Annotated in this window: 23 protein-coding genes and 3 pseudogenes; 10 read left to right on the forward strand and 16 right to left on the reverse strand. The window is 59.4% G+C overall.

The features are described from left to right. Positions 1-148: 148 nt before the first annotated feature. Together E1573_RS22475 and E1573_RS22480 are read right to left on the reverse strand one after the other, a co-directional pair. Positions 149-835 carry an LrgB family protein gene (locus E1573_RS22475; RefSeq protein WP_133216747.1) on the reverse strand — a complete coding sequence of 229 codons (687 nt, stop codon included), beginning with the start codon at positions 833-835 and terminating at the stop codon, positions 149-151. Then, positions 825-1211, reverse strand: a complete 387-nt coding sequence (locus E1573_RS22480) for a CidA/LrgA family protein (RefSeq protein ID WP_133216748.1) — start codon at positions 1209-1211, stop codon at positions 825-827. Before E1573_RS22480 ends, E1573_RS22475 begins: the two co-directional genes overlap by 11 nt. A gap of 98 nt (positions 1212-1309) precedes the next feature. On the opposite strand from E1573_RS22480, the gene E1573_RS22485 reads away from it, so the two are divergent. After that, positions 1310-2197: a LysR family transcriptional regulator gene (locus E1573_RS22485; RefSeq protein ID WP_133216749.1), complete on the forward strand. Its 888-nt coding sequence runs from the start codon at positions 1310-1312 to the stop codon at positions 2195-2197. On the opposite strand, the gene E1573_RS22490 is transcribed toward E1573_RS22485, so the two are convergent. Continuing rightward, positions 2198-2653, reverse strand: coding sequence for a flavodoxin (locus E1573_RS22490; RefSeq protein WP_133216750.1), 456 nt, complete (start codon positions 2651-2653; stop codon positions 2198-2200). Positions 2654-2793: 140 nt separating this feature from the next. Between E1573_RS22490 and E1573_RS22495 the strand changes: the two genes are divergently transcribed. After that, positions 2794-3252, forward strand: a complete 459-nt coding sequence (locus E1573_RS22495; protein WP_133216751.1) for a PAS domain S-box protein — start codon at positions 2794-2796, stop codon at positions 3250-3252. A 71-nt stretch (positions 3253-3323) separates the two neighbouring features. After that, entirely contained in the window at positions 3324-3944 is a 621-nt protein-coding gene (locus tag E1573_RS22500; protein ID WP_133216752.1) for a hypothetical protein, read from the forward strand. Here E1573_RS22500 and E1573_RS22505 read toward each other — a convergent pair. Beyond that, positions 3929-4879 carry a MerR family transcriptional regulator gene (locus tag E1573_RS22505; RefSeq protein ID WP_133216753.1) on the reverse strand — a complete coding sequence of 317 codons (951 nt, stop codon included), beginning with the start codon at positions 4877-4879 and terminating at the stop codon, positions 3929-3931. The genes E1573_RS22500 and E1573_RS22505 overlap by 16 nt on opposite strands. A 223-nt stretch (positions 4880-5102) precedes the next feature. Between E1573_RS22505 and E1573_RS22510 the strand changes: the two genes are divergently transcribed. Genes E1573_RS22510 through E1573_RS22525 form a run of 4 tightly spaced genes read left to right on the forward strand, consistent with a single transcriptional unit; the run spans position 5103 to position 7079 of the window. Continuing rightward, entirely contained in the window at positions 5103-5672 is a 570-nt protein-coding gene (locus E1573_RS22510; protein ID WP_133216754.1) for an antibiotic biosynthesis monooxygenase, read from the forward strand. A gap of 56 nt (positions 5673-5728) precedes the next feature. Continuing rightward, positions 5729-6427 (forward strand): dihydromonapterin reductase, encoded by a 699-nt coding sequence (gene folM, locus E1573_RS22515; protein WP_133216755.1) that lies wholly within the window; start codon positions 5729-5731, stop codon positions 6425-6427. A 24-nt stretch (positions 6428-6451) separates the two neighbouring features. Next, positions 6452-6748: a DUF1244 domain-containing protein gene (locus E1573_RS22520; protein ID WP_133216756.1), complete on the forward strand. Its 297-nt coding sequence runs from the start codon at positions 6452-6454 to the stop codon at positions 6746-6748. Then, a complete protein-coding gene (locus tag E1573_RS22525) occupies positions 6741-7079 on the forward strand; it encodes a HopJ type III effector protein (RefSeq protein ID WP_133216757.1) in 339 nt (112 codons plus the stop codon). Before E1573_RS22520 ends, E1573_RS22525 begins: the two co-directional genes overlap by 8 nt. Here the strand turns inward: E1573_RS22525 and E1573_RS22530 are convergent. From E1573_RS22530 to E1573_RS22555, 7 genes and pseudogenes are all read right to left on the reverse strand, one after another. Next, positions 7066-8013, reverse strand: coding sequence for an alpha/beta fold hydrolase (locus E1573_RS22530; RefSeq protein WP_133216758.1), 948 nt, complete (start codon positions 8011-8013; stop codon positions 7066-7068). The two genes, E1573_RS22525 and E1573_RS22530, sit on opposite strands and share 14 nt — an antisense overlap. A gap of 60 nt (positions 8014-8073) precedes the next feature. Next, complete coding sequence (fabV, locus tag E1573_RS22535) at positions 8074-9273, reverse strand: enoyl-ACP reductase FabV (protein ID WP_133216759.1); 1200 nt, start codon at positions 9271-9273, stop codon at positions 8074-8076. 169 nt (positions 9274-9442) lie between these two features. Next, positions 9443-10015, reverse strand: a pseudogene (locus tag E1573_RS27325) (methyl-accepting chemotaxis protein); the annotation flags it as partial. A gap of 282 nt (positions 10016-10297) precedes the next feature. Further along, a pseudogene (locus tag E1573_RS27330) lies at positions 10298-11440 on the reverse strand (HAMP domain-containing protein); the annotation flags it as partial. Positions 11441-11676: 236 nt separating this feature from the next. Then, positions 11677-12510 carry a regulatory signaling modulator protein AmpE gene (gene ampE / locus E1573_RS22545; protein ID WP_133216761.1) on the reverse strand — a complete coding sequence of 278 codons (834 nt, stop codon included), beginning with the start codon at positions 12508-12510 and terminating at the stop codon, positions 11677-11679. Continuing rightward, the gene (ampD, locus tag E1573_RS22550) at positions 12507-13073 is read right to left on the reverse strand and encodes a 1,6-anhydro-N-acetylmuramyl-L-alanine amidase AmpD (RefSeq protein WP_133216762.1); all 567 of its coding nucleotides are present in this window, start codon (positions 13071-13073) and stop codon (positions 12507-12509) included. The genes ampE and ampD overlap by 4 nt, the downstream gene beginning before the upstream one ends. 78 nt (positions 13074-13151) lie before the next feature. Beyond that, the gene (locus E1573_RS22555; RefSeq protein ID WP_133216763.1) at positions 13152-15335 is read right to left on the reverse strand and encodes a DUF1631 domain-containing protein; all 2184 of its coding nucleotides are present in this window, start codon (positions 15333-15335) and stop codon (positions 13152-13154) included. A 149-nt stretch (positions 15336-15484) separates the two neighbouring features. Here E1573_RS22555 and nadC point away from each other — a divergent pair, with 149 nt between their 5' ends. Further along, complete coding sequence (nadC, locus tag E1573_RS22560; RefSeq protein WP_133216764.1) at positions 15485-16333, forward strand: carboxylating nicotinate-nucleotide diphosphorylase; 849 nt, start codon at positions 15485-15487, stop codon at positions 16331-16333. Positions 16334-16400: 67 nt separating this feature from the next. On the opposite strand, the gene trxB is transcribed toward nadC, so the two are convergent. Both trxB and E1573_RS22570 read right to left on the reverse strand, forming a co-directional pair. Beyond that, positions 16401-17357: a thioredoxin-disulfide reductase gene (trxB, locus tag E1573_RS22565; RefSeq protein WP_133216765.1), complete on the reverse strand. Its 957-nt coding sequence runs from the start codon at positions 17355-17357 to the stop codon at positions 16401-16403. A 135-nt stretch (positions 17358-17492) separates the two neighbouring features. Beyond that, positions 17493-18092: a peroxiredoxin gene (locus E1573_RS22570; protein WP_133216766.1), complete on the reverse strand. Its 600-nt coding sequence runs from the start codon at positions 18090-18092 to the stop codon at positions 17493-17495. A 266-nt stretch (positions 18093-18358) separates the two neighbouring features. Here E1573_RS22570 and cysZ point away from each other — a divergent pair, with 266 nt between their 5' ends. After that, positions 18359-19084, forward strand: a complete 726-nt coding sequence (gene cysZ, locus E1573_RS22575; protein WP_133216767.1) for a sulfate transporter CysZ — start codon at positions 18359-18361, stop codon at positions 19082-19084. Here cysZ and E1573_RS22580 read toward each other — a convergent pair. After that, positions 19081-20028: a LysR family transcriptional regulator gene (locus E1573_RS22580; RefSeq protein ID WP_133216768.1), complete on the reverse strand. Its 948-nt coding sequence runs from the start codon at positions 20026-20028 to the stop codon at positions 19081-19083. The genes cysZ and E1573_RS22580 overlap by 4 nt on opposite strands. 116 nt (positions 20029-20144) lie before the next feature. Here E1573_RS22580 and E1573_RS22585 point away from each other — a divergent pair, with 116 nt between their 5' ends. After that, positions 20145-21485, forward strand: coding sequence for an amidohydrolase (locus tag E1573_RS22585; protein ID WP_133216769.1), 1341 nt, complete (start codon positions 20145-20147; stop codon positions 21483-21485). A gap of 111 nt (positions 21486-21596) precedes the next feature. Here the strand turns inward: E1573_RS22585 and E1573_RS27335 are convergent, their stop codons facing one another. Continuing rightward, on the reverse strand, positions 21597-22028 hold the full coding sequence (locus E1573_RS27335; protein WP_371925212.1) for a methyl-accepting chemotaxis protein: 432 nt from the start codon (positions 22026-22028) through the stop codon (positions 21597-21599). A 114-nt stretch (positions 22029-22142) separates the two neighbouring features. Further along, positions 22143-22976: pseudogene (locus E1573_RS27340) on the reverse strand (PAS domain-containing protein); the annotation flags it as partial. Between the last annotated feature and the right edge of the window lie 41 nt (positions 22977-23017).

Genomic DNA, 23017 nt, shown 5'->3' on the forward strand with positions numbered 1-23017 from the left:
AAGGCATCAGTCGCGATCATTGCACTCACCTCGGCACATTCGTGTGCTCTACTGGGGGGACAGTCTAGTCAGCCCACGAACGAAGGTAAGTTGCATTGGCAGCCAGCTTATTGACCTTGTGAGTCAGGCCGTGAATTAGCGAGCCCGTTCACACGATAAGTGTCAGAAGCGGTGCAGCGAACAGGTTGAGCAACCCAGTCAGCACCATCACCAACCCGGCCACAGAGCCCTCTTCCCCGCCCACTTCCTGCGCGCGGCTGACCCCGGCGCCATGCGCTCCCACCCCGAACAACGCACCACGGGCCAGCGGTGTACGCAGCGGCAGGAACTTGAGCAGCACCCCGCCCAGCATTGCTCCCAAGACACCCGTAAACATCACGAATACCGCAGTCAGTTCAGGCACCCCACCCAAATCCTGAGCCAGCGGCATGGCAAAAGGTGTCGTGATCGAACGAGGCAGCAGCGACAGGCTCACGGCGTTATCCAGCGACAACAGATGTGCCAGGCCCCAGGAACTAGCGATGGAAGCCGAACTGCCCACCAGCATGCCCAGCGCCAGTGCTGGCCAATGCCGCGCCAGCAGTGCGCGTTGCTGCCAGATGGGGATCGCAAACGCCACCGTGACCGGCCCCAGCACCGACATCAACCAATGGGTGTCACGCGAATATTCGGCGTACGCCGTGTTCAGGGGGATGGCGATCGCCAGCAGCAAAACCGGCACCAGGATCAGCGGCGACAACAGGTAGCGCCCGGTACGTCGATACAACCAGCGGCTACCCAAGTAGGCCAACAGGGTCAGGGCCAGCCAGAAGAGCGGCATCGGTTCAAACGTCATGGCGCATTCTCCAGCGGCAGACCCACTCCACCGTGAGCGCCGTCAGCACCATGACAACCAAGGTACTGATCCCGATCACCACCAAGATCCGCCATCCCTCGTCGCGCACCAGGCTGCCGTAGTCCAGCAGGCTCATCAGCGCAGGAATGAAGAACAGCAGCATTTCAGCCATCAGCAATCCGGCGCCTAACTGTAAGGTGGCCGGTTTCAGCAAGCCCAGGGCGAAAGCCACGAGCAGCAGCGCCAAGCCCATCACGCCACCGGGAATGGGCCAGCCCAGCCAAGCCGCCAACTGACCGCCGAATGCGTACAAGGCAAGAAATACCGTTAACTCGGCGAGCAGGCGTAGAAAGCGTTTGATGGATGCAGGTTTCATGGCAGGGGGACCTCTTCAAGGCTCTATTCTAGAGCCCAGGTCGCCACGCTAAAAACGAATTGTTAGACTAGCCTCAATTCCATAATGGAATCCAGATCATGGAATTCAAACAGCTGCGCAGCTTTATTGAAGTGCACCGCCGCGGCGGCTTCACCCAGGCCTCGCAAACCTTGAACATCAGCCAGTCGGCCGTGAGCAAGCAGGTGGCCCAGCTGGAACAGGACCTGGGCGTGGTGCTGCTGGAACGGCATGGCTCGCAGCTACACCTGACAGACGCCGGAAAAATCGTGCTGGAGCGCGGCGAAGCCATGTTGCGTCTGCGCCAGGAGCTTAAGCACGAACTCGATGATCTGAGCCACCTGGGCCGTGGTGAACTGCGCCTCGGCCTGCCCCTGTTGGGCAGCGATGCCCTGTTTGCCCGGCTGTTCGCCGAATATCGCCGGCGCTACCCGAACATCACCATACATTTGCTGGAAGGTGGCAGCCGCAGTGTTGAACAGGCAGTGTTGAGCGGCGAATTGGAACTGGGTGGCAGCCTGACGCCGAATGATCCAGCGTTTGCCTTCCAGCCGTTTTGCAATGAAGCGCTGGACGCCCTGTTGCCGACCGATCACCCATTGGCAAAAAATGGCCAGATCAGCTTGGCGCAACTGGCCGATACGCCGTTTCTGCTGTATCAGCGCAGCTTTGTGCTCAATGATCGGCTGCTCAGTGCGTGCCAACAATTGGGGTTCACACCACGGGAAGGTGGGCGCAGCGGCCAGGCCGACTTCCTTGCCGCGCTGGTCGCTGCCGGCCAAGGCGTTGTGCTGCTACCCAGGGTTGTAGCGCGGGGCCTGGAGCGCCCTGGCGTAGTTCGCCTGGTGTTGAGTGAACCTGCCGACCTGCGCTGGGACATCGCATTTATCTGGCGCCAGGGCGCCTACCTGTCGCACGCCGCGCAAGCCTGGCTGCAGCTGCTGCGCGAGCAACCGCAGCCGGGTTGATCAACCGCGCAGGATGTTGATCAGCTCTGCCAGCCAAGGCTCGGCGTCGGTTTCCGGGGTAACTGTCTCGCTGGCATCCAGACGCAGCATCGGCTGCACCTCGTTAACACCCAGCTCAGCAAACAATTCGCGCATCTGCTCACCACCACCACAGAAGGTGTCGCCGTAGCTCGAATCACCCAGGCCGATCACGGCACCCGGCAGCCCGCGCCAGGCGGCCGGCAGCACATCGCGAATCTCACTGAACAATGGCATCAGGTTATCAGGCAGCTCCCCCATTCCGGTGGTCGAGGTCACGGCCAGGAAGGCGTCGGGGGCAAAGCCCTGGAGGTCTTGCAAGGTGGCGCGGGCAGCGTGCCAGGCCTCGAAACCTGCGGCTTTGAGCAGTGCCTCGGCATGCCGTGCGACTTCTTCGGCCGTACCGTAGACCGACCCGGAAAGGATAGCGACTTTCATAGTGGATTCCGAAACTGAGTAAAAACGTAGGATACTAGCATCGGACACTGGCAAAAGGCCGCATTCTTCACGTGTGAGCCCCAGGCCAATCCCCTAGAATCAGCCAGCGTGCTCAACTGACAACCTTGCGAACTCTGCCGATGATCAACGCCCAACTGCTGCAACGCATGATTGATGCCTCCAACGACGGCATCGTGGTCGCCGAACAAGAAGGTGATGACGACACCATTCTGATCTACGTAAACCCGGCATTCGAGCGCCTGACCGGTTATGAAGCCAACGATATCCTCTACCGCGACTGCCGCTTTTTACAGAACGATGACCGTGACCAGGCCGCACGTGAATTGATCCGTGCCGCAATCAAGAGCGGCCAGCCGAGCCGGGAAATCCTGCGCAACTACCGCAAGGACGGCAGCGCATTCTGGAATGAGCTGTCGATCACCCCGGTGGTCAACGAAGCTGATCAGCTGAAGTATTTCATCGGTATCCAGAAAGATGTCAGCCGCCAGGTCGAGGCCGAACAGCGGGTGAAGGAACTGGAGATCGAGTTGGCGCAAGCACGCGCACGCATTGCTGAACTGGAAAGCGACCAACGGTAAAACTAAACCACCGTTTGGTTGTCCATGACGGTGACAAAACGCATTTACGACTGACACGTTCGAGTTCGCCCATGCACGCAAACGCCCTCCTGACCCAGGATGAGTTGGATTTCATCAGGTCCATGCAACACACCTCGCAGCCTTCTTCAGCTGAGTCGTTGTCGCGCCTGATGGTCAATGCGGGCAGCGAAGTCAAAAGCCTGCTGACGCAATTGATTGCCCAAGAGCAGGTCACCTTGCAGGCGCAGTTCGACAACCACCAGATGACCTTTCCCCTGCACCTGGTCGAAGACGAGTTCCACTCGCTGCAATTGCAACTGGGTGCGCCGCATATCTACGAAGAAGAAGGCCCCAAGGTGCGCCCATGGCGCCTGACATTGTCCAAGCCTCAGGCGCTGGAAGACGAACTGGGCCTGAGTACCGGCCTGTGGGTTCGGGAAATTTCGTTCAAGGGTGTGTTGCTGGAAGTCCGTGACCAGCCCAAGCCACCGAGCAGCTTCGACCTCTGGTTCGCGCCCGACCATGGCACCCCGATAGCTTTGCACGGCGTGCTGCAGCGCCGCACTGGTCGCAACCTGGCGGCCTACAACCTGAGCGGCAGTCAAGCGTCAGAAATCGAACGGCTGCGCGAGTACATTCTCCAGGCCCATCGTCAGGCACACCCGGAGCTGCACCCTCAACTGTCCAAGTGACCGGCCAGATACTGCTGCAAGCGTCGGCGCATCAAGCGGCCTTCGCTACCTAGACAGGCCACCTGCGAACCAATCAAACTGTCTTGAGCCAGATCGGCAGCTTCCCCGGCCAACAACACCGGGCACTCGACGGTCAGAGCCAGACGGGCCAGGCGTTTGGGCAGGTCTTGTGCTGGCGGATGATTCGAGAACAGCACCAGTGCATGGGGCATCATACGTTCACACACCAAGCCCAACTCTTCGACAGGCTGCCCCAGCCCCAACACCGTCACGCTTATCTCGCTGCTGCCAAGCAGTAGCGCCGTCACCAGCAACTCCAGCTCTCGGCAATGTCCTGGAATTGCAGCGAGCACCACCCTGACTTCTTGCTGTTGCGCTGAAAGTTGTAGGCGCTGCAACACTCGCCCACGCAAAAAACCGTCGAGGAACAACCATTCGCTGAAATGGCCGAAGGCTTCTTTGGTGCTGCGCAGCTCCTGCCACACCGGCAAGATAATATCCTGGAAGGCCACCACCAACGGGTAGCTACTGAACACCTGGCCGTAAACCTGCTCAAGCCGCTGTGAATCAAACGCTCTGACGGCCTGGCGCAGTTGCAATTGCCATTGTCTGTAGTCGCCCACAGACGCCTGGATGGGCGCCGGTTCGCTCTGCGGTTTGAGGCTCTGGCTGCGAGCAAGCACTTTACCGACCTTACTGACCGCTACCCCACGTTCGATCCACCCCAAAATGGTGCGAACCTCTTCGATATCGGCGTGCGAATAGAGTCGGTGCCCACTTTCGGTGCGTGTTGGCTGAATGAGCCCATAGCGGCGCTCCCACGCCCGCAAGGTGACCGGATTGATGCCCGTCAAACGGGACACTTCGCGAATGGGGAAAAGCTCCTCGTGATTGAGGTCGCCTGGATTCAACGAAGGCTGGGCAGGTTCAAGCATTGCCGGAAAACCATGGTTTTTGGGGGTAGGCGCATTCTACTCCGGGCAACAGGAGGGCGACCATGTCCATTTCTTTGCATTGCCAAGACCTCAGCACTGACGAGTCAGGTTAATTCAGCAATAATCTGTGCCCGCTTTTTGCATACAAGCAAATGCTGTCCACCACCCCGGACGCATTTCATGGGCAGGCCACCCGCCACGCCCGGTTGCCAGGAGATACACAATGTCTACCCCTCCCGTTACCTTGATGGTGACTCGCCGCGTCGCTGCCGGCCGCTATCAAGACCTCATGAGCTGGCTGCACGAAGGCGAACAGCTCGCCACCGACTTCACCGGCTACCTCGGCTCCGGCGTCCTGGCCCCTCCGCCACAAGGTGATGAGTTCCAGATCATTTTCCGCTTCACCAACGAGCAAACCATGCAGGCCTGGGAACACTCAGCGTCACGCAGGGCCTGGTTGAGCCGCGGCAACGGCCTGTTCGAGCAACCGCTGGAACTACGCGCCAGTGGCCTGGACGGCTGGTTTGGCACCAATCCGGTGCAGCGCCCTGCTCGCTGGAAACAGGCAGTCGCGATCTGGCTGGCATTCTTTCCCGTTTCGCTGCTGTTCAACCTGCTGTTCGGTCACTGGCTCAGCGCGCTCGATCTGGTGCCAAGAGTCTTGTTGAGCACCCTGGGGCTGACGCCGTTGATGGTGTACTTCTTCATTCCATTGTCGACCCGCTTGCTGGCCAATTGGCTCAATACTCCGGCGCACCGCTCCGGGCCGCAGGGTGCGCGCAATCCTGCCTAGTTCGGGTATGCTGGGGGCTACCTAAAGAGAACCTGAATAAGTTGACCGCCCCCACCATGAACAGCCCAATTCTTGTCACCGGAGCCAGCCAGCGTGTCGGACTGGCATTGGCCGTGAACCTGGCGCAGGCCGGCTATACCGTAGTCAGCGCCAGCCGTAGCAAAAGCCCTGAGGCGGCGCACCCGAACATCATCCAGTTCCAGGCCGACCTGTGCCAGGAAGACGACCGCCTGGCCCTGATCGATCACCTGCAACGCAACTATGATGGCCTGCGGGCCATCGTCCACAACGCTTCGCTGTGGCTCGATGATGACCTGGCCAACCTCAACACCATGTTCAAACTGCATGTCGAAGCGCCCTACCACCTGAACCTGGCGCTGGGCGAGCAACTGTTGAAAATGGACAAGGCCGACATCATCCACATTTGCGATGAAACGTCCTCGCGCGGCAGCAAGAGCCACATCGGCTACGCCGCGACCAAGGCCGCGCTACAGAACATGGTGCTGTCGTTCGCCGAAAAATACGCACCGGTGGTCAGGGTCAACGCGATCTTGCCGGGGCTGCTGATTCTCAAAGAGAACAGCGACGAGGCCTACCGCAAACAAACCCTGAAAAAAGCCCTGCTGGAATTCGAACCCGGCGCACAGCCGCTGATCGAGGCTGTGCGGTTTCTGCTTGAAAGCCAGTACAGCACCGGCAGCAACGTGGTGATCAACGGTGGTCGCCACCTGAAAAACCGCATCGCGGTAGACTGACGCATCCTTGTGACGAGAATGACCATGAACGACCAACAGAAACTCGAGCTTGAAGCAGCGGCCTTCCGCCGCCTGGTGGCTCACCTGGACAGCCGCAAGGATGTGCAGAACATCGACCTGATGAACCTCTCCGGATTCTGCCGCAACTGCCTGTCGAAGTGGTACAAGGCCGCCGCCGACGAGCGCCAGATCGAGCTGAGCATGGACGAAGCCCGCGAAGTGGTTTACGGCATGCCGTACGCCGAATGGAAAGCCCAATACCAGAAAGAAGCCAGCGCCGAGCAGCAAGCGGCGTTCGCCAAAGGAAAGCCAAATGACTGATCTGAACACCCTGCGCGCCAGCCTGAAGTCCGGCGAGCATCAATTCGCCGACACCCTGGCCTTCGTCGCAGCCCACTACGACTACCAGCCACAAGCCTTCAACAACGGTGGAGTGCAAAGCGCTGCCGGACAGAACGAAGGTTCCTGCAAAACCCTGGGCCTGGCCCTGCTGGAAGGCCTGAGCGATGAAGAAGCGCTGCTAGCCTTTGGTGAACACTACCGCTCGGTGTTGGCGACCCCGGAAGGCAGCGACCACGGCAACATCCGTGCGCTGATCAAACACGGCCTGAGCGCCGTGAAGTTCACCGAGCAGCCGCTCAAGCCTCGCTAAACGCCTTCAAGCATCCTGGCGTGCCTTCGGCCAGTTGCCCTTGTTGTAGCCATTGCAGGGCAATTGGCCATAGCCGCTGCTGAAAGCGGTTGTGGAAAAAAGCGAAATGGCCGATCTGCGCCGCGTCGATATCAGCAGGTGCAATACGCAAATGGCTACGCTCGCTGGCTTTGAAGTAACTCAATAGCCGCTCAATCGCCGGAATCGTACCGAAAGGGTCATCGGTCAGGCTGATCGCCAGGGTTTGCGCTTTGACCCGGGCAAACGGCAAGTCCCCCGCCGCTTTACCACTAGGGCGCAACTCATAGGTTGCCGTCCTTGTCGTCCAGTCGTGCACCACGCCCGCTGGCGTATCCTCCAGCCAACCCAGGCGCTTACCCGGAAAATAACCGAACAGCCGTGTCAAAACGGGCATCACCACGTGCCATTTGCCAAGCAACTGCCAGCGGCTGTCGGCGGCATAGTCACGCCAGTAGGCGAACTGCGCACCGACCGTCACCAATCTGCGGACGCGGGTAGCAGAGCTCGCCAGACCTGCCGCGCAGCCACCAAAGCTGTGACCGACAACATCTATCGGTTGCCCGGGAAACTCTCGCACCGCGCGTTGCACGATGGCCTCGAAGTCCAGTGAACCCCAGTCGGTCCACGAGGCCTTGAAATAACGCATGGACGCCGGGCGCGACTCGCCGATACCACGGTAGTCATAGGTCATGACATCGAAGCCGTGGCTGAACAAATATTGGGCAAAACGCGCGTAATAGTTGCAGCGTACAGAGGTCGCGGCATTGATGATGACGACCGGGCGGGTATTGTCCGGCAGTGCATGGCGCCAACAAAAGCCGCCGAGAAGATAGCCATCGCCTGCACGTTCTTGAAACGCGAATGCGGTGTTACTGGCGGTTGGCAAAGGGGGAAATGTTTCGAGGCTGCTCATTGGGAAACCTCAAACAGTCGTTACCGCCGTGCAAACACAGCGGTAACGAGCAGGCTGTGATTACAGCTCGATGCAGTCGAACTGTACGTCAGTGGCAACATCGGCATCGTAGTCGACGTCTGCACGCTCGAAGCCGAACAGGTTGAGGAACTGTTTCTTGTAACCGGCGTAGTCGGTCAGTTCAAACAGGTTCTCGGTAGTTACCTGAGGCCACATGGCCTTGCAGGCGTCCTGAACGTCATCACGCAGCTCCCAGTCGTCCAGGCGCAGACGACCTTCTTCGTCCAGCGCCGCTGGTGCACCGTCTTCACGGTACAGGCGGTCGCGGAACATGCGATCGAGCTGGTCTTGAGTGCCTTCGTGAACGTTCTTTTCCTTCATGATCTTGAAGACCATCGACAGGTACAGCGGCATCACCGGAATAGCCGAACTGGCCTGGGTCACCACCGACTTGAGCACCGCAACGTTCGCACCACCGCCGACTTTCGCGTTGAGGCGCTTGGCGGTTTCGTCCAGATCCTGCTTAGCCTTGCCCAGCGCGCCGTGCCAGTAGATTGGCCAGGTGATCTCGGTGCCGATGTAGCTGAAGGCCACAGTGCGCGCTTGCGGTGCCAGAACACCGGCGGCGTTCAGGGCATCGATCCACAACTGCCAGTCCTGGCCACCCATCACGGTCACGGTGTCGGCAATTTCTTGCTCGCTGGCCGGCTCGATGGAAGCTTCGATGATGGTGTCTTTGTTGGTGTCGATGGCGGTCGACTTGTACGGCTGGCCGATCGGCTTGAGGGCCGAGCGCACCACTTCGCCAGTCTGTGGCAGCTTGCGTACTGGCGAAGCCAGCGAGTAGACCACTAGGTCAACCTGGCCGCCCATTTCGTTCTTGATCAGTTCGATGACTTTGGCGCGGGCTTCGTCGGAGAAGGCGTCACCGTTGATCGACTTGCTGTACAGGCCTTCGGCCTTGGCGAATTTGTCGAACGCGGCAGAGTTATACCAGCCAGCGGTACCGGCCTTGGTTTCAGTGCCCGGCTTTTCGAAGAAAACACCCAAGGTGTCAGCGCCGAAACCGAAAGCTGCTGTGATACGTGCCGCCAGGCCATAGCCGCTGGATGCGCCGATCACCAGGACCTTTTTCGGACCATCCTTGCGCACGCCCAGCTTGCGGGTGGCTTCGATCTGATCACGTACGTTCAGCTCGCAACCCGTCGGGTGCGTAGTGGTGCAGATAAAACCGCGAACTTTAGGATGGATGATGGCCAATGTCTGTACCTCGTCAGTGAATATGCTGAGGGAGCCGAATCGCGGGGATTCGAGGTTCCGTTGCTGTGAGGGTGAGACTACACCCGCAGCGTTGCCGACACATCCGGCTCCCTGGAATCCTTCAGGCCGCTACTTTGTCACAGCGTGGAAAACTTCAGCAACCGCTCCATCAGACTCTGAACGCACTGATCAGCCGCTTTAATTCCGTTACCTGAGCCGACAACTGGCGGCTGGCATCCTCTGTCTGATGTGCGCCCTGGGTGGTGTGTTCTGCGGCACGGTTGATTTCGACAATGTTCTGGTCAATGTCATGGGCAACGCTGGTCTGTTGTTCCACGGCAGCGGCAATCTGTTGGTTCTGGTCAACGATACTGCCCACTGCGCCAAGAATGTTCTCCAGTGCCTGCTGCACCCGTTGTGACTGCTCAACCGTACCCGCCGCCACCTGATGGCTGGCATCCATGGCTTTGACCGCCGCACCAACACCACCTTGCAGGCGCGAAATCATTTGCTCGATTTCTTCGGTCGAATGCTGCGTGCGCTTGGCCAGGGTGCGAACCTCATCGGCCACCACCGCAAACCCACGCCCCTGCTCTCCGGCGCGCGCGGCCTCAATGGCTGCGTTGAGGGCGAGCAGGTTTGTCTGCTCGGCAATACTTTTGATCACTTCCAGCACGCGGCTGATTGCCTGACTGTCGCTGGCCAACTGGTTGATTACGTCTACCGACTGATCGATTTCCCCCGCCAGACGCACGATGTTGCCCTGTTGGGATTCGACCAGACCGCGACCATTGACGGTTTCCTGATTGACGCTGTGGGCACTGTTGACCGCAGCTGCCGCGCTGCGCGCCACTTCCTGGGCGGTGGCTGACATCTGGTTCATGGCCGTGGCGACCTGCTCGATCTGCCCGCGCTGGCCGCTGACCGCCTGGTTACTGCGCGCCGACACCGCATGAACCTGCTCGGTCTGGCGCTCAACCTCTGACACTGTGTGCCCCACCTGCTCGATCAGATCATGTATGCGCCGTACGGTGCCGTTGAACACCTGCCCCAACTCCCCTAGCTCATCGCGACTATGGGCGCGAAAATGCACGGTCATGTCACCGGCAGCGACCTTGTCCATCACCGCGCCCAGGGTTTTCAAGGTATGTCGGGTCGAAGCGTAAAAGCCGCCATACAGGTAGACAATCAGCAAGAACACTGCGGCCAGGGCCGCTACCAGCAACACCATGTGCAGTTGATGTTTGCCCAGGCGTTCCTGCAATTGCTGGTCGAGGTATTCGCTGATTGCTGTATTGAGCGCGTAGGTTTGCCCCATCAGGCTGCTGATCTGCTGATAGAACGCCGACCACTGCACATCAAGCGTGTCAGCTACGACCACCTGCTCCTCGAGCATTTCATTGGCCTGTTTCAGCGACGCCTGACTCGCGGCAGCCAGGCTGCCCAGTTGCGCTTTTGCATCTGGATCATTGCTCAGCGCATCCTCAATTTTGAGTGCGTAATTGGCAGCCAGCTTGTCCAAGCGCTGCAACAAGTCTTCCAGTCGTGTACTGGTCGCAGAATTGAGAAAGCCCTGGCCCAGTGAATAGGCGCCCATCGCGCGGCCGTCGCCGAGTGTTTGGGTGACTTCAGGCGTAACGGTGGTCATCAACTCGGTGAATTGACGAATCGCCAGGTCGCTGTCCTGATTGAGGCCGGCGTGGCTGGCGATCATGCTGCTCAGCACCTGGGCCTGGCCCAACAGTTTGTCCAGGTGCGCAACCTTGCTCGATAACGACGACTCTGCCTGTGCAGTCTTGAGCTGCTTGAGCATTTCGTCGCGCTTGGCCTGAAATTCAACGGCCTGCTTCTCATCGGCGGTAACAGCGCTAAGCCCGGAGATTCGGCTCTGTATCTGCTGTTGCAGCCGGGAGATCTGCGACTCCAGGTCTGCAGCCTTTCCCGACTGGCCAAGCACGGCATTGATCTGCACCAGACTACCCAGAGATTCCAGGTCACCGCGCAAGGCCAGGCTGCTATTGAGCAGGGCAAGGCTCTGCAGCTCTACCTGAGTCGCTCGAAACTGTGCATAGGAGTCGCGGACCAGATAGAAGTTGGTCACTAACATGGGCAGGAAAAACATAATACTGATCAGACTGAACTTCATCCCGAAGCTCAAACGATTCATCAGCGCGATGGCCGGATACAACAGGCTCTTCACGGGCAGTCCCCTCCGATTCTTATTGTTCTACGCGCACAATGGCACAAGGCCACTGGTGACTTATCAGCAGTAGCTTTATCACATATCGGATCGGGGTTTTGTAACTTAACGTTAAGAGATTGTGGGAGCGGGCTTGCCCCGCGATTGCTATTTGTTTGTCACACCGCAATCGCGGGGCAAGCCCGCTCCCACCGAAGGAGGCGTTAGCCCAGCACGGTCCATAAGGCGAAGCAGGCATACCACAGCACTGCAGAGCGCAGCAGCAGCTCCCACAACGAGTCCAGCCCGACCAACCCTTCTGGGCCAGCCGGGGCACCCTTGGGCATATCCCCGGCGACATGGCCAACCGCAGCGATCAATCGCGGAGCCGGAATGTTCCAGTGCAGCAACTCATGCAACATCACCCGGCTGACCGCAACGAAATTACCGACCAAGGCAAAGCTCACCCCCAGCACCCGCACCGGCGCCCAATCGAAGGCATGACGCAATTGTTGGGCACGCTCGCGCAACGCTGCCGACTGGGAGTATTCAGCCGTCAGGGCGAGCAAACGGTAGGCCAGCGCGGCGGCCGGGCCCAGCAACACGTACCAGAAAATCACCGCGAAAAAGCTCTGATAGGCTTGCCACAACAGGTGCCCCTGAACCCGGTCAAGCAGCAGTGTCGCGTCGTCGCCGGTAACGCCCAGATCGCGCTCGGCAACATGGACAGCCGCCTGCTCATCACCCCGGCGCCAAGCATCGCGGAACGGGCCGAGTGAGGCTTTTACATCTCCCCGGCCCAGGCTGTAGATCAGCACCAACAGGTGCAGTGGCAGTGCTAACAAACCGTAGGCCACCGGTTCCAGCACCTGGTCGAGCAAAGCGACCAGCAGCACCGGCGCCAACACCAGGATCGAAAGCACCCACCACGGATGCCCCTTGCCATTGCGTTCCAGACGCGCCATTTCGCTGCGAAAGAATCCATCGCGTTGCAATCGTTGACGTAATGCCGAGAATTTCTCGACCCACAGCACCAGTAACAACACCAGGAAACTCATGATCTGCCCCCATTGCCCTGCAAAGTCGCTCGATAGCGCGGCCAGTCGAACGCCGGCCCCGGGTCGGTCTTACGCCCCGGAGCGATGTCGCTGTGGCCTTGAATCCGTTGTTCGTCGATGGCCGGCCAGGCGGCCTGGATCTGCAAGGTCAATGTCTGCAGAGATTGATATTGAGCATCGGTAAATGGCAGCTCATCGGTGCCTTCAAGTTCGATACCGATGGAAAAATCATTACAAGCCTCACGCCCGGCAAAGCAAGACACCCCGGCATGCCAGGCGCGGTCCAGGCAGGAAACAAACTGGGTCACCTCACCATCCCGCTCGATGAAAAAGTGCGCGGATACCCGCAGATGCTTGATTCCGTCGAAATAAGGGTGCTCGTTGGGGTCCAGGCGGTTCTGGAAGAACTCCTGAACCTTGCCGGTGCCGAACTGCGCCGGCGGCAGGCTGATGTTGTGAATCACCAGCAGGGAAATAACCTCGCCTTCAGCGCGGGCATTGAAATTCGGCGAAGGGCAATGAGTAATACCGGCGAACCAGCCTGTAGCGCGGTCCAGTTGCATAGAAGATCCTGAGGTACAAGAGCACAAGCCCAGTATGCCCCGAGGCGTAAGCGGATGCATCGTAAAACATGTCGCAGGCTAACGCGCTTGATACCGACGCAACTGATTGACCACTGAGTCGAGCGCCCGATCGAACAGCAGCGTGTCATCAAGCAAGCGCACTGCGCCCCGACGCAGTGCAACCGACAGCGCCATGGGCGAGTACTCACGGACTTTGAGGCCCGTGCGGTTGGCGAAAATCAACATGCCCGTGCTGTCGATCTGTGCGATCAGCTTGCAGCGCAGCACCTCGTCATCCTCAATCACTTCCAGCCACTGACCGATACGCAGACGCTGCACTTGCAGCACGGCCGGATCATCATCAGCCAGGCGTACCGGGCTTTGCACTGGCACTGGCTGTTCTGGGCAGGCCAAAACGATCTCATCGAGCACCAACACTCGCTCGGCATCTTCACTGACCGGGGTGCTGCTGGCGTAACTGCTTTCAAAGGCCTGAACGTGCAAAGCTTCCAGTTGCGCAAAAAACTCACTGGTAGCAAAGGGGTCGAACGCCACACTGGCCAGGCCGTCGCGCAAGGCCTTGAGCAGTCCGGGCACCACCTCCAGCAAACGTCGCAGCGCCTGCGGTTCGCGATGTAGCTGGACACTCCAGATCAGCTCATCCATGGTTTCCAGAGCTTTCAGCCAAACAGGCGAAGTATCCCCATGCTTGAGACAGGCGAGCAACAGCACCTGGCTCCAGGCCTCTTCAAGCACACGCACCACGAACCTGGGTAGCGTCTTGCCCAGCAAGCGGCGATTGATTTCCTGTTCCACCCGCTGACGCGCCAACTGGGCCCGAGCGCGGCCTTCTTCAGCGTCGCGGGTACGCTGCTCCAGCAACTCGTTGCGTCGCCGCTCGTCACTGTTGAACGCCAGAAACTCAGCCAGCAGCTCGGAAAAAATGGCCGGATCATCGTCAAAGTCGTTGAGCAGGCGTTGCACGATCTTCTCTACCCGTTCGTACAGGGCATCGCGCTGGCAATCGTCACTGGCGCCCCAGCCCATGGCGGCTGTTGCAATTTCGTTGAGCAAACGTCGCGCCGGATGACTGCTGCGGCTGAAAAAGCGTTTGTCCAGGACCGCCACTTTGAGCATGGGGATCTGCAGTCGCCCGATCAGGGCACGTAACGAATAGGGCAGGTTGCGATCATCGAGAATGAAGTCAAAGAGCATGGCGATCAGGTTGATCACATCTTCATCAACACCCTCGACTTTGCGGTAGGTGCCGCTCTTCATGCTGACGCGGGTCAGCAGTTGTTCAAGCTGCTGGTGCAGGTCGAAGTCGTCAGCCTCACTGGCAGGCGGCACATAGTGTTGCAGATGAGAGAGCAAGCGAAGCAGGTCTCGGGTACTGATCGGCTGCATGGGTTTGCAGGCCTCCACCCGTGGCGCTATTCGGCCGCGAACCCTCGACAGCAGGCTCTGAAGCGAGGTGAAGACTGCTTGTTCATTGGCATCCAGTTCAGCCGCAGCTGCCCTGCCCTCAACTTGCCCGGCGCAGGTCTGCGTGCGCTCAGTCGGACGCGCCTGGCTGCGGCGTGCAGGTACTGCCTTGAGCTGCGGCAACACGCCGGTGGCTGCCAGCAGTTGATTGGCTTCGCCATACAACAGATCGGCATCCTGCAGTACGTAGCGCTCGAACAGTTGCAGAATGATCAGCTTGACCTTGATGCCTACGCCCAAGTCACGCCCGGCTTGAAGGAAATACTCACAGAGCATGGCCGGCCCCAACGGGTTGCGCAGGTCGTCCAGCACGTGCCCGGTCAACGCCGAGAAGCGCAAGGTCAGTTGATTAAGCGCAAGGCCATCACGGCTCAGGGCACGGTCAACCATGGCCTCCAGTGCCACCGTGCGCTCCAGTTCATCTTGACTGCCCGACGTGGTCGGCGGCAAAACCCCGGAAACCGGCTCGCTCTGGCCAATCCGGGCGAACGCTTCATAGAAGCGATCGAGGTAGCCACGCTCGATATTCATGCGTTTGTGGCGCAAATCGCGCATCGCTTCGAAGAGAGAGTTCTGCACGCTATTGCTGGCCGCCTTGTCGGCCATTTCGAACAGGGTATCGTCAGCATTGTCGAACAAGGCCTGCAGGCCCTGGCGCAATTGCAGGGCAGCTTTGTCACGGACTTGCAGGAGCACCACCGGCAGACGAGCAAGAGGCGCAATGAGCACCTGATCGATGGCCGCCTTGATCGGCACCACCTTCCCGTCATTGTGCATCCCGGACTCCTTGCTGGGTGATCTTGAAACTGAGCGACAAATCGTCAAAGCCATGACGTCAAATACAAGTCGCATTATCTGGCAAAATCAAGACACTCGCCAGCACAGCCTGCCCTATAATCGCGAGCACTTAGCTTGTGGAGCCCGCCATGCCGAACTTACGCCTCGCCAACCTGACCGCTGAAATCGAAGCCAACGTGCGCCGTGCGTTGCTTGAAGACATCGGCAGTGGCGACATCACCGCTCAGTTGATCCCGGCCGAGCGCCTGGCCAAGGCCACCATCATTACCCGTGATGACTGCGTCATTGCCGGTACCGCCTGGGTCGACGCCGTGTTCCGCCAGCTCGATCCGCGGGTGGCCGTGCATTGGCAGGTCAAGGACGGTGATCGTGTGCAGGCCAACCAGCCGTTGTTCCACCTCGAAGGCCCGGCCCGCTCATTGCTGACCGGCGAACGTAGTGCATTGAACTTCCTGCAGATGCTCTCGGGCGTGGCTACCCGTGCCCAGTTTCTCGCCGATCTGGTCGCCGACACTCAAGTCAAATTGCTCGACACCCGCAAAACCCTGCCGGGCCTGCGTCTGGCACAGAAGTACGCGGTTACCTGTGGCGGCTGCCACAACCACCGTATCGGGTTGTTCGATGCGTTCCTGATCAAGGAAAACCACATTGCCGCCAGCGGCGGCATTGCCCAGGCTATTAACGCGGCACACAAGATCGCCCCCGGCAAACCGGTGGAAGTTGAAGTGGAAAGCCTGGATGAACTCAAGCAAGCGCTGGAGGCCGGTGCCGACATCATCATGCTCGACGAACTGAGCCTGGATGATATGCGCGAAGCCGTGCGTCTGAATGCTGGCAAAGCCAAACTTGAGGCCAGTGGCGGCGTCAACGAAAGCACCCTGCGGGTGATTGCCGACACCGGTGTGGATTACATCTCGATTGGAGCCATGACCAAGGATGTGAAGGCGGTGGATCTGTCCATGCGCCTGAGCCTGTAAAAACATCGCGGGGCAAGCCTGCTCCTACATCAGGAGCGGGCTTGCCCCGCGATCAGGTCCGGCAGAATCAGGCGTTCTGCAGGCCGTCCAGATAACGCTCTACGTCCAGTGCTGCCATGCAGCCCGCACCGGCCGAGGTGATGGCCTGACGGTAAACGTGGTCAGCCACGTCACCCGCCGCAAACACACCTTCAACGTTGGTAGCAGTGGCGTTGCCATCGCGGCCGCCGTTGACCACCAGGTAGCCGTCCTTGAGGGTCAGCTGGCCTTCGAACAGCGAAGTGTTCGGGGTGTGGCCGATGGCAATGAACACACCGTCAACCTTGATTTCATCGAAGCTGCCATCGTTGTTCTTCAGGCGTGCACCGGTGACACCCATGTCGTCGCCCAGGACTTCATCCAGGGTGGCGTTGAGTTTCAGCTCGATCTTGCCTTCAGCAACACGGGCGTTGAGCTTGTCGATCAGGATCTTCTCGGCGCGGAAGGTCTCACGGCGGTGAACCAGGGTGACCTTGCTGGCGATGTTGGCCAGGTACAGCGCTTCTTCAACAGCGGTGTTACCACCACCGACAACGGCAACCGGCTTGTTGCGGTAGAAGAAACCATCGCAGGTCGCGCAGGCGGAAACGCCTTTGCCCATGAATGCTTCTTCCGAAGGCAGGCCCAGGTAACGAGCGCTGGCGCCGGTAGCAATGATCAGGGCATCACAGGTGTAAGTCGCGCTGTCACCTTTGAGGGTGTAAGGCTTGCTGGCCAGATCAACGGCGTTGATGTGGTCGAACACCACTTCAGTTTCGAAGCGCTCGGCGTGCTCTTGCATACGTTGCATCAGCGCCGGGCCGGTCAGGCCGTGGGCGTCACCCGGCCAGTTGTCGACTTCAGTGGTGGTAGTCAGCTGGCCACCGGCCTGCATGCCGGTAATCAGCAGCGGCTTGAGGTTGGCGCGGGCAGCATAGACTGCAGCGCTGTAACCGGCAGGGCCGGAACCAAGGATGATCACTCGCGAATGACGTACTTCAGACATGTCACACTCCTGTCGGGCTGGCACTCACTGGCCAGTCCCGTAACGCCGGGATCGCCGGCTGGAATAAAAAAGAACCTGCGAAGCACTTGGGGAAGGCTTTTGGCCGCAGGTTCTGAAAATCGTTAAACCGCAGCCTTACAGGCTGGCAGCGTTTTCCGCCAGGTAGTCGGCAACGCCTTTGGCATCAGCCTTCATGCCTTTCTGGCCTGGGCGCCAGCCGGCCGGGCAAACTTCACCGTGCTGCTCGGTGAACTGCAGGGCTTCAACCAGACGGATCATTTCATCAACTTCACGACCCAGTGGCAGGTTGTTGACCACCTGGTGCTGAACCACACCTTGCTGGTCGATCAGGAACGAAGCACGCAGGGCGACGCCGGCATCGTGCTCAATACCGTAGGCACGGGTGATTTCGTGTTTAACGTCGGCCACCATGGTGAACTCGACTTCGCCGATGCCGCCCTTCTCGACCGGGGTGCTGCGCCAGGCGTGGTGGGTGAATTGCGAGTCGATCGACACACCGACCACTTCCACACCCAGCTCACGGAACTTGTCCATACGGTTGTTATGGGCAATGATTTCCGACGGGCAGACAAAGGTGAAGTCCAGCGGCCAGAAGAACAGCACGACGTATTTGCCGCGCAGGGAAGAAAGCTTGAAGCTGTCGACGATCGAACCGTCGCCCAGCACCGCCGCCGCATCAAAATCAGGGGCTTGCTTGTTGACCAGAATGCTCATGGAAACTCCTTGAAGATTAGAATTCGAAGGCGTTGAAAAGATGTGCGCACTTTAGCGAGGCCGCAGAGATTAAGGAAATATCCTTAGACAATCCACCTTATAGGCCCGCTCTATTCATCATCCAGGGCTGCAGCTGTTTATCTATGAGACCAGCCCCGACAGCCTGACGGGCTTTTGTTACAGCCCGTTTCCCAGAAAGCGACATGCTTTCGTCAACCGCTCAAACTCGGTAAGGTCAGCGCGTTTGCCTTTACCCGGAGCCCTCTATGCAAGCCCCTGTCCTCTCTGGCCCTCAGTACCTGCGTGAAGGACTGAAACTGGTCCTGAGCCCGAGCCTGCGCCTGTTCGTGTTACTGCCGTTGGCAGTCAACCTGCTGCTGTTCGTCGGCCTGATCTATTTTGCTGGCCACCAGTTCAGCCTCTGGGTCGATTCCCTGATGCCCAGCCTGCCGAGCTGGCTGAGCTTTCTCAATTATGTGCTGTGGCCGCTGTTCGTGGTGCTGGTGGGATTGATGGTGTTTTTCACCTTCACCATGCTGGCCAACGTCATCGCCGCTCCGTTCAATGGTTTCCTCGCGGAAAAAGTCGAAGTAGTGGTACGCGGCACCGATGACTTCCCGGCCTTCAGCTGGGCCGAGCTGATGGCCATGGTCCCCCGCACCCTTGGCCGCGAGGCGCGCAAGCTGGGGTATTTCCTGCCGCGGGCGATCGCACTGTTCATCCTGTCGCTGATTCCGGTGATCAACATCATCGCCGCACCGTTGTGGCTGTTGTTCGGTATCTGGATGATGGCCATCCAGTACATCGACTACCCGGCCGACAACCACAAGATGAGCTGGCAGGACATGCTCGCCTGGTTGCGTGAGAAGCGCTGGCAGAGCCTGGGCTTCGGTGGTTCGGTGTACCTGGTATTGCTGGTGCCGTTTCTCAACATCCTGATGATGCCGGCGGCCGTGGCCGGCGCCACGCTGTTCTGGGTGCGCGAGCGCTAACCTTGCTGCGGCCTGCCGGCCGCCGCCGTGATCAGCTCGATGGCCTGCCGTGCAATCGGCGACAGGGTACGTCCGGCATGACAGACAAGCGCACTGGCGATGCTGCAGCCACCACCGGGAAGCCTGGGCTGCAGCAACCTCCCCAGATCGCAGATCGCCCCCGTGCGCAGATCCTCTTCCAGCCAGGCGCGCCAGGTGAATAGCAGCGCATCGCTGCCCAGGGTGGTACCGCGCAGCAACTGCAGGTCATTGCAGCCTAACGCCAGGGGCGCAGCCGTGCCGGCGGGCAGGTCGAGCAACTCATGCAAGCGCACAGGCGCGATCTCATCGAACAGCACCGAACTCCAGGGATAGTCCAGCAGTTGCTGGCGGGTGACGGCGGCCTTTTGCTGGATCAGCGGGTGGTCGGCGCGGCAAAAGACCGAGGCAGGCGCCGCGGGCAAAGGGGTTATCTCGAAACGCGGATCGGACTTGCGTGCCGGGTCGCAGGTGAACGCGACGAAGAACTCGATTTCATCCTGTTCCAGGCGTTGGACCAGTTGATTCCAGTGGTTGACCTCAACCCTCATGACCAGCCTGGGCGTGCGCTTGCGCAACACGGTCAGCGCATCCTGCAGGTACAGGTTGGCAGCCATCATGCCAGCACCGAAATTCAACTCGCCGCCATCGGCCTGGGCAATGTCATTGGCCTCGGCCAGCAAGCGCCCGGCACAACCGAGCAATTCCCGCCCACTTGCCAGCAGTTGCCGCCCTGCGGCGGTGAGCACCACTGAACGAGTATCGCGGTCGAACAGGCGCACCCCAAGATCGGCCTCCAGCGACTGAATGCTGCGGCTAAAGGCGGTCTGCGACAGGTTGGCGCGCTCGGCCGCACGCGAGAAATGCAGCTCCTCGCTGAGCAGGACCAGATGGCGAATTCGCTTCAAATCAATTGAGTCGTTCACCGCATCAATCCTTGATTATTTTTGCATTGGACGCACCAGGCATAGATACACAGACTTGTTTGCCCATGCAACACCGCACCTTCAGAACAATAATTATCCGTACAAGGATTTACGCCATGTCCTTCCCTCTTCGCCCCAGCGTGCTTGCCTTTGCTTGCTTCAGCGCCCTCTCGGTACAGGCTGCGCCAACCGATCTGAACACCCGTATCGACGCCCTGGTTAAACAGGACGAAGCACAGATGATCGAGCTGTTCAAACAGCTGCACCGCAACCCGGAACTGGCCTTCCAGGAGAAGGAAACCGCTGCCTTGGTAGCCAAAGCCCTGCAAGCACAGGGCTTTGAGGTGAAGACTGCAGTGGGTACCACCGGCGTGGTGGGTATTCTGCGCAACGGCCCGGGGCCGGTGGTGATGTACCGTGCCGATATGGATGCCCTGCCGATCAAAGAGGCCACCGGCTTGCCCTATCAAAGCAGTAAAGTCACGCCCTGGCTCGGTAACCCCAGCCAGCCGGTCATGCATGCCTGTGGCCACGACGCGCACACCACCTGGTTGATCGAAGTGGCCAAGATCATGACCCAACTCAAGGATCAGTGGTCAGGCACTTTGGTACTGGTTGCACAACCGGCGGAAGAAACTCTCGAAGGCGCCAGCGCCATGGTCAACAACGGCCTCTACGACTTCGCCCCCAAGCCGGACGTGCTGGTGGCGGCGCATGTGTCTCCGGTGTACCCGGCTGACAGCGTCGGCCTGCGCGAAGGGCCGCGTCTGGCCGGTACCGACCAGATCGACGTCGAGCTGCCCGGCATCGGTGGACACGGATCGACCCCGCATGTGACCAAAGACCCGGTGGTGATGGGCGCCATGGCGGTCATGGGTTACCAGACCATCATCAGCCGCATGGTCGATCAATCCAAGCCAGCGGTACTCACCGTCGGCGCCTTTCAGGCCGGGGTCAATAACAACATCATCCCGGTCAGTGCTACGCTCAAACTTAACCTGCGCTGGTACGACGCACAGGTTCGCGAGCGGATGATAGAGGGCATCAAATCGGTCACCAGCGGCGTGCTGGTGATGAACGGCATGCCAGCCGACTACCAAGCCAAATACACCATGAAGGGCTATTCCACCCCGGTGCTCAACGGCAAAGCGCAGACCGAGCTGGCCCAGTCCGCACTGGTGCAGCAACTGGGTGCCGACAAGGTATTGCCTGGTATGCCGCCGCTGATGGGCTCGGAGGACTTCCACATGCTGGCCAGTCCTTACCCGGATACCAAGGTGCTGTTCCTTGAGGTGGGGTCGGGCAAGCCCGAGGTGTACAAGAACCTGACGGAAAAAAAACAGCTGCCGCCGGCGATGAACCATACGCCTGGTTTTGTCGTTGAGCTGCCTGCGATCAGCACCGGGGCGCGGGCGGTCAGCGCGACACTCAGCGCATTCTTCAATCAACCGCTCTGAGGTGAATCTCCCCGGTGGGAGCGGGCTTGCCCCGCGATAGCGATCTGTCTGTCACATCGCATCGCGGGGCAAGCCCGCTCCCACCGAGGGTGCTCCCTCCAGCAGTGGCTGTCAGCTACCCAACTGGTTGGAAAACTGCCCCACCGCGTTCACCACTTTCATCGCCCCGTCCTGAATCTCGACAATCACCGTACCCGTCTGTCCGGCCAGGGTCAGGCCCTGTTCAGCCTGACGCTTGCTGCTGTCGATGATATCCACTGCGGCTTTGGCCAATTGCTCGTTCTGCTGCACCACCCGGGCGATCTCTTCAGTGGCGGTACTGGTACGCGACGCCAGTTGCCGTACTTCGTCGGCGACCACAGCGAAGCCGCGGCCCTGCTCACCGGCACGAGCAGCCTCGATGGCGGCGTTGAGTGCCAGCAGGTTGGTTTGCCCGGCAATGTCGCTGATGGTCTTGATGATCGAACCGATCACCTGGGACTGTTTGTCCAACGCCTCGATGCCATCGGCAGCCTGCTGCATGTAAGCCTCCAGGCCGCGCATCACTTCAACGGTCTGGGTCACCACATCGGTGGCTTTGCGTGCGCTGTTATCGGTCTCCACCGAGGTGGTATAGGCAATATCGGCTGCTTCGGCGACGGCCAGTTCCTGATTGACCTGATCGGTGATAACGGTGGCGAACTTGACCACTTTGTAGAGCACGTCATGGGCATCGATGATCGGGTTGTAGGACGCTTCCAGCCATACGACGCGGCCATGCGCATCCACGCGTTTGAAGCGCTCGGCAATAAACTCGCCACGGCGTAATCTGTCCCAGAACGCCTGGTAGGCAGTGGAGTTGGCCTCTTCCGGTTCACAGAACATGCGGTGGTGTTTGCCAACGACCTGCTCCAGGCGATAGCCCATGGTTTGCAGGAAGCGATCATTGGCGGTCAGCACCTCACCTTGCAGGTTGAATTCGATCACCGCCGTAGAACGCATCAGTGCCTTGATCAGGCTTTCGTGTTCACGCGAAGACTCGATGGTGCGGGTGAGGTCGCTGGAATGCAGGGTGAAGTACTTCAGCCGCCCTTCGCTGCTCTTCACCGGCTGCAGAATTGACCGCAACCATGCCTCCTGGCCATTGCCACGCAGCAGACGGAAGGCACCATTAAGGTGTTCACCACGGGTGATGGCGTTTTTCATCCGCTGGTAGAAATCCAACTGTTTGACGTGGACAGGGACGATCTCTTCGATGTTGCGTCCAATCAGTTGATGGCTGCTGTACAGCATTTCTTTTTCGAAGTTGCCGTTGACCGATTCGATGCGCCCCTGAGGGTCGAGTTGCAAGACCAGCATCTCGCTGTCCAGGCTATTCTTGACCTGCTCCATCGACAGCAGCTCTTCGCGCAGTTGCAGGTTTTCTTTTTTCAGTTTGCTGTTGAACATCAACGCTCTCCTGGAGCGAAATCGGTCATTCGAATGCCTATGCATCGGCTGAATGCCTGGCATTCTTGAGTGCTTTCCTGGGAATTTTTTCCGCCGGTCAACGC

The organism is Pseudomonas sp. H9 (assembly GCF_004353925.1).
GTDB lineage: Bacteria > Pseudomonadota > Gammaproteobacteria > Pseudomonadales > Pseudomonadaceae > Aquipseudomonas.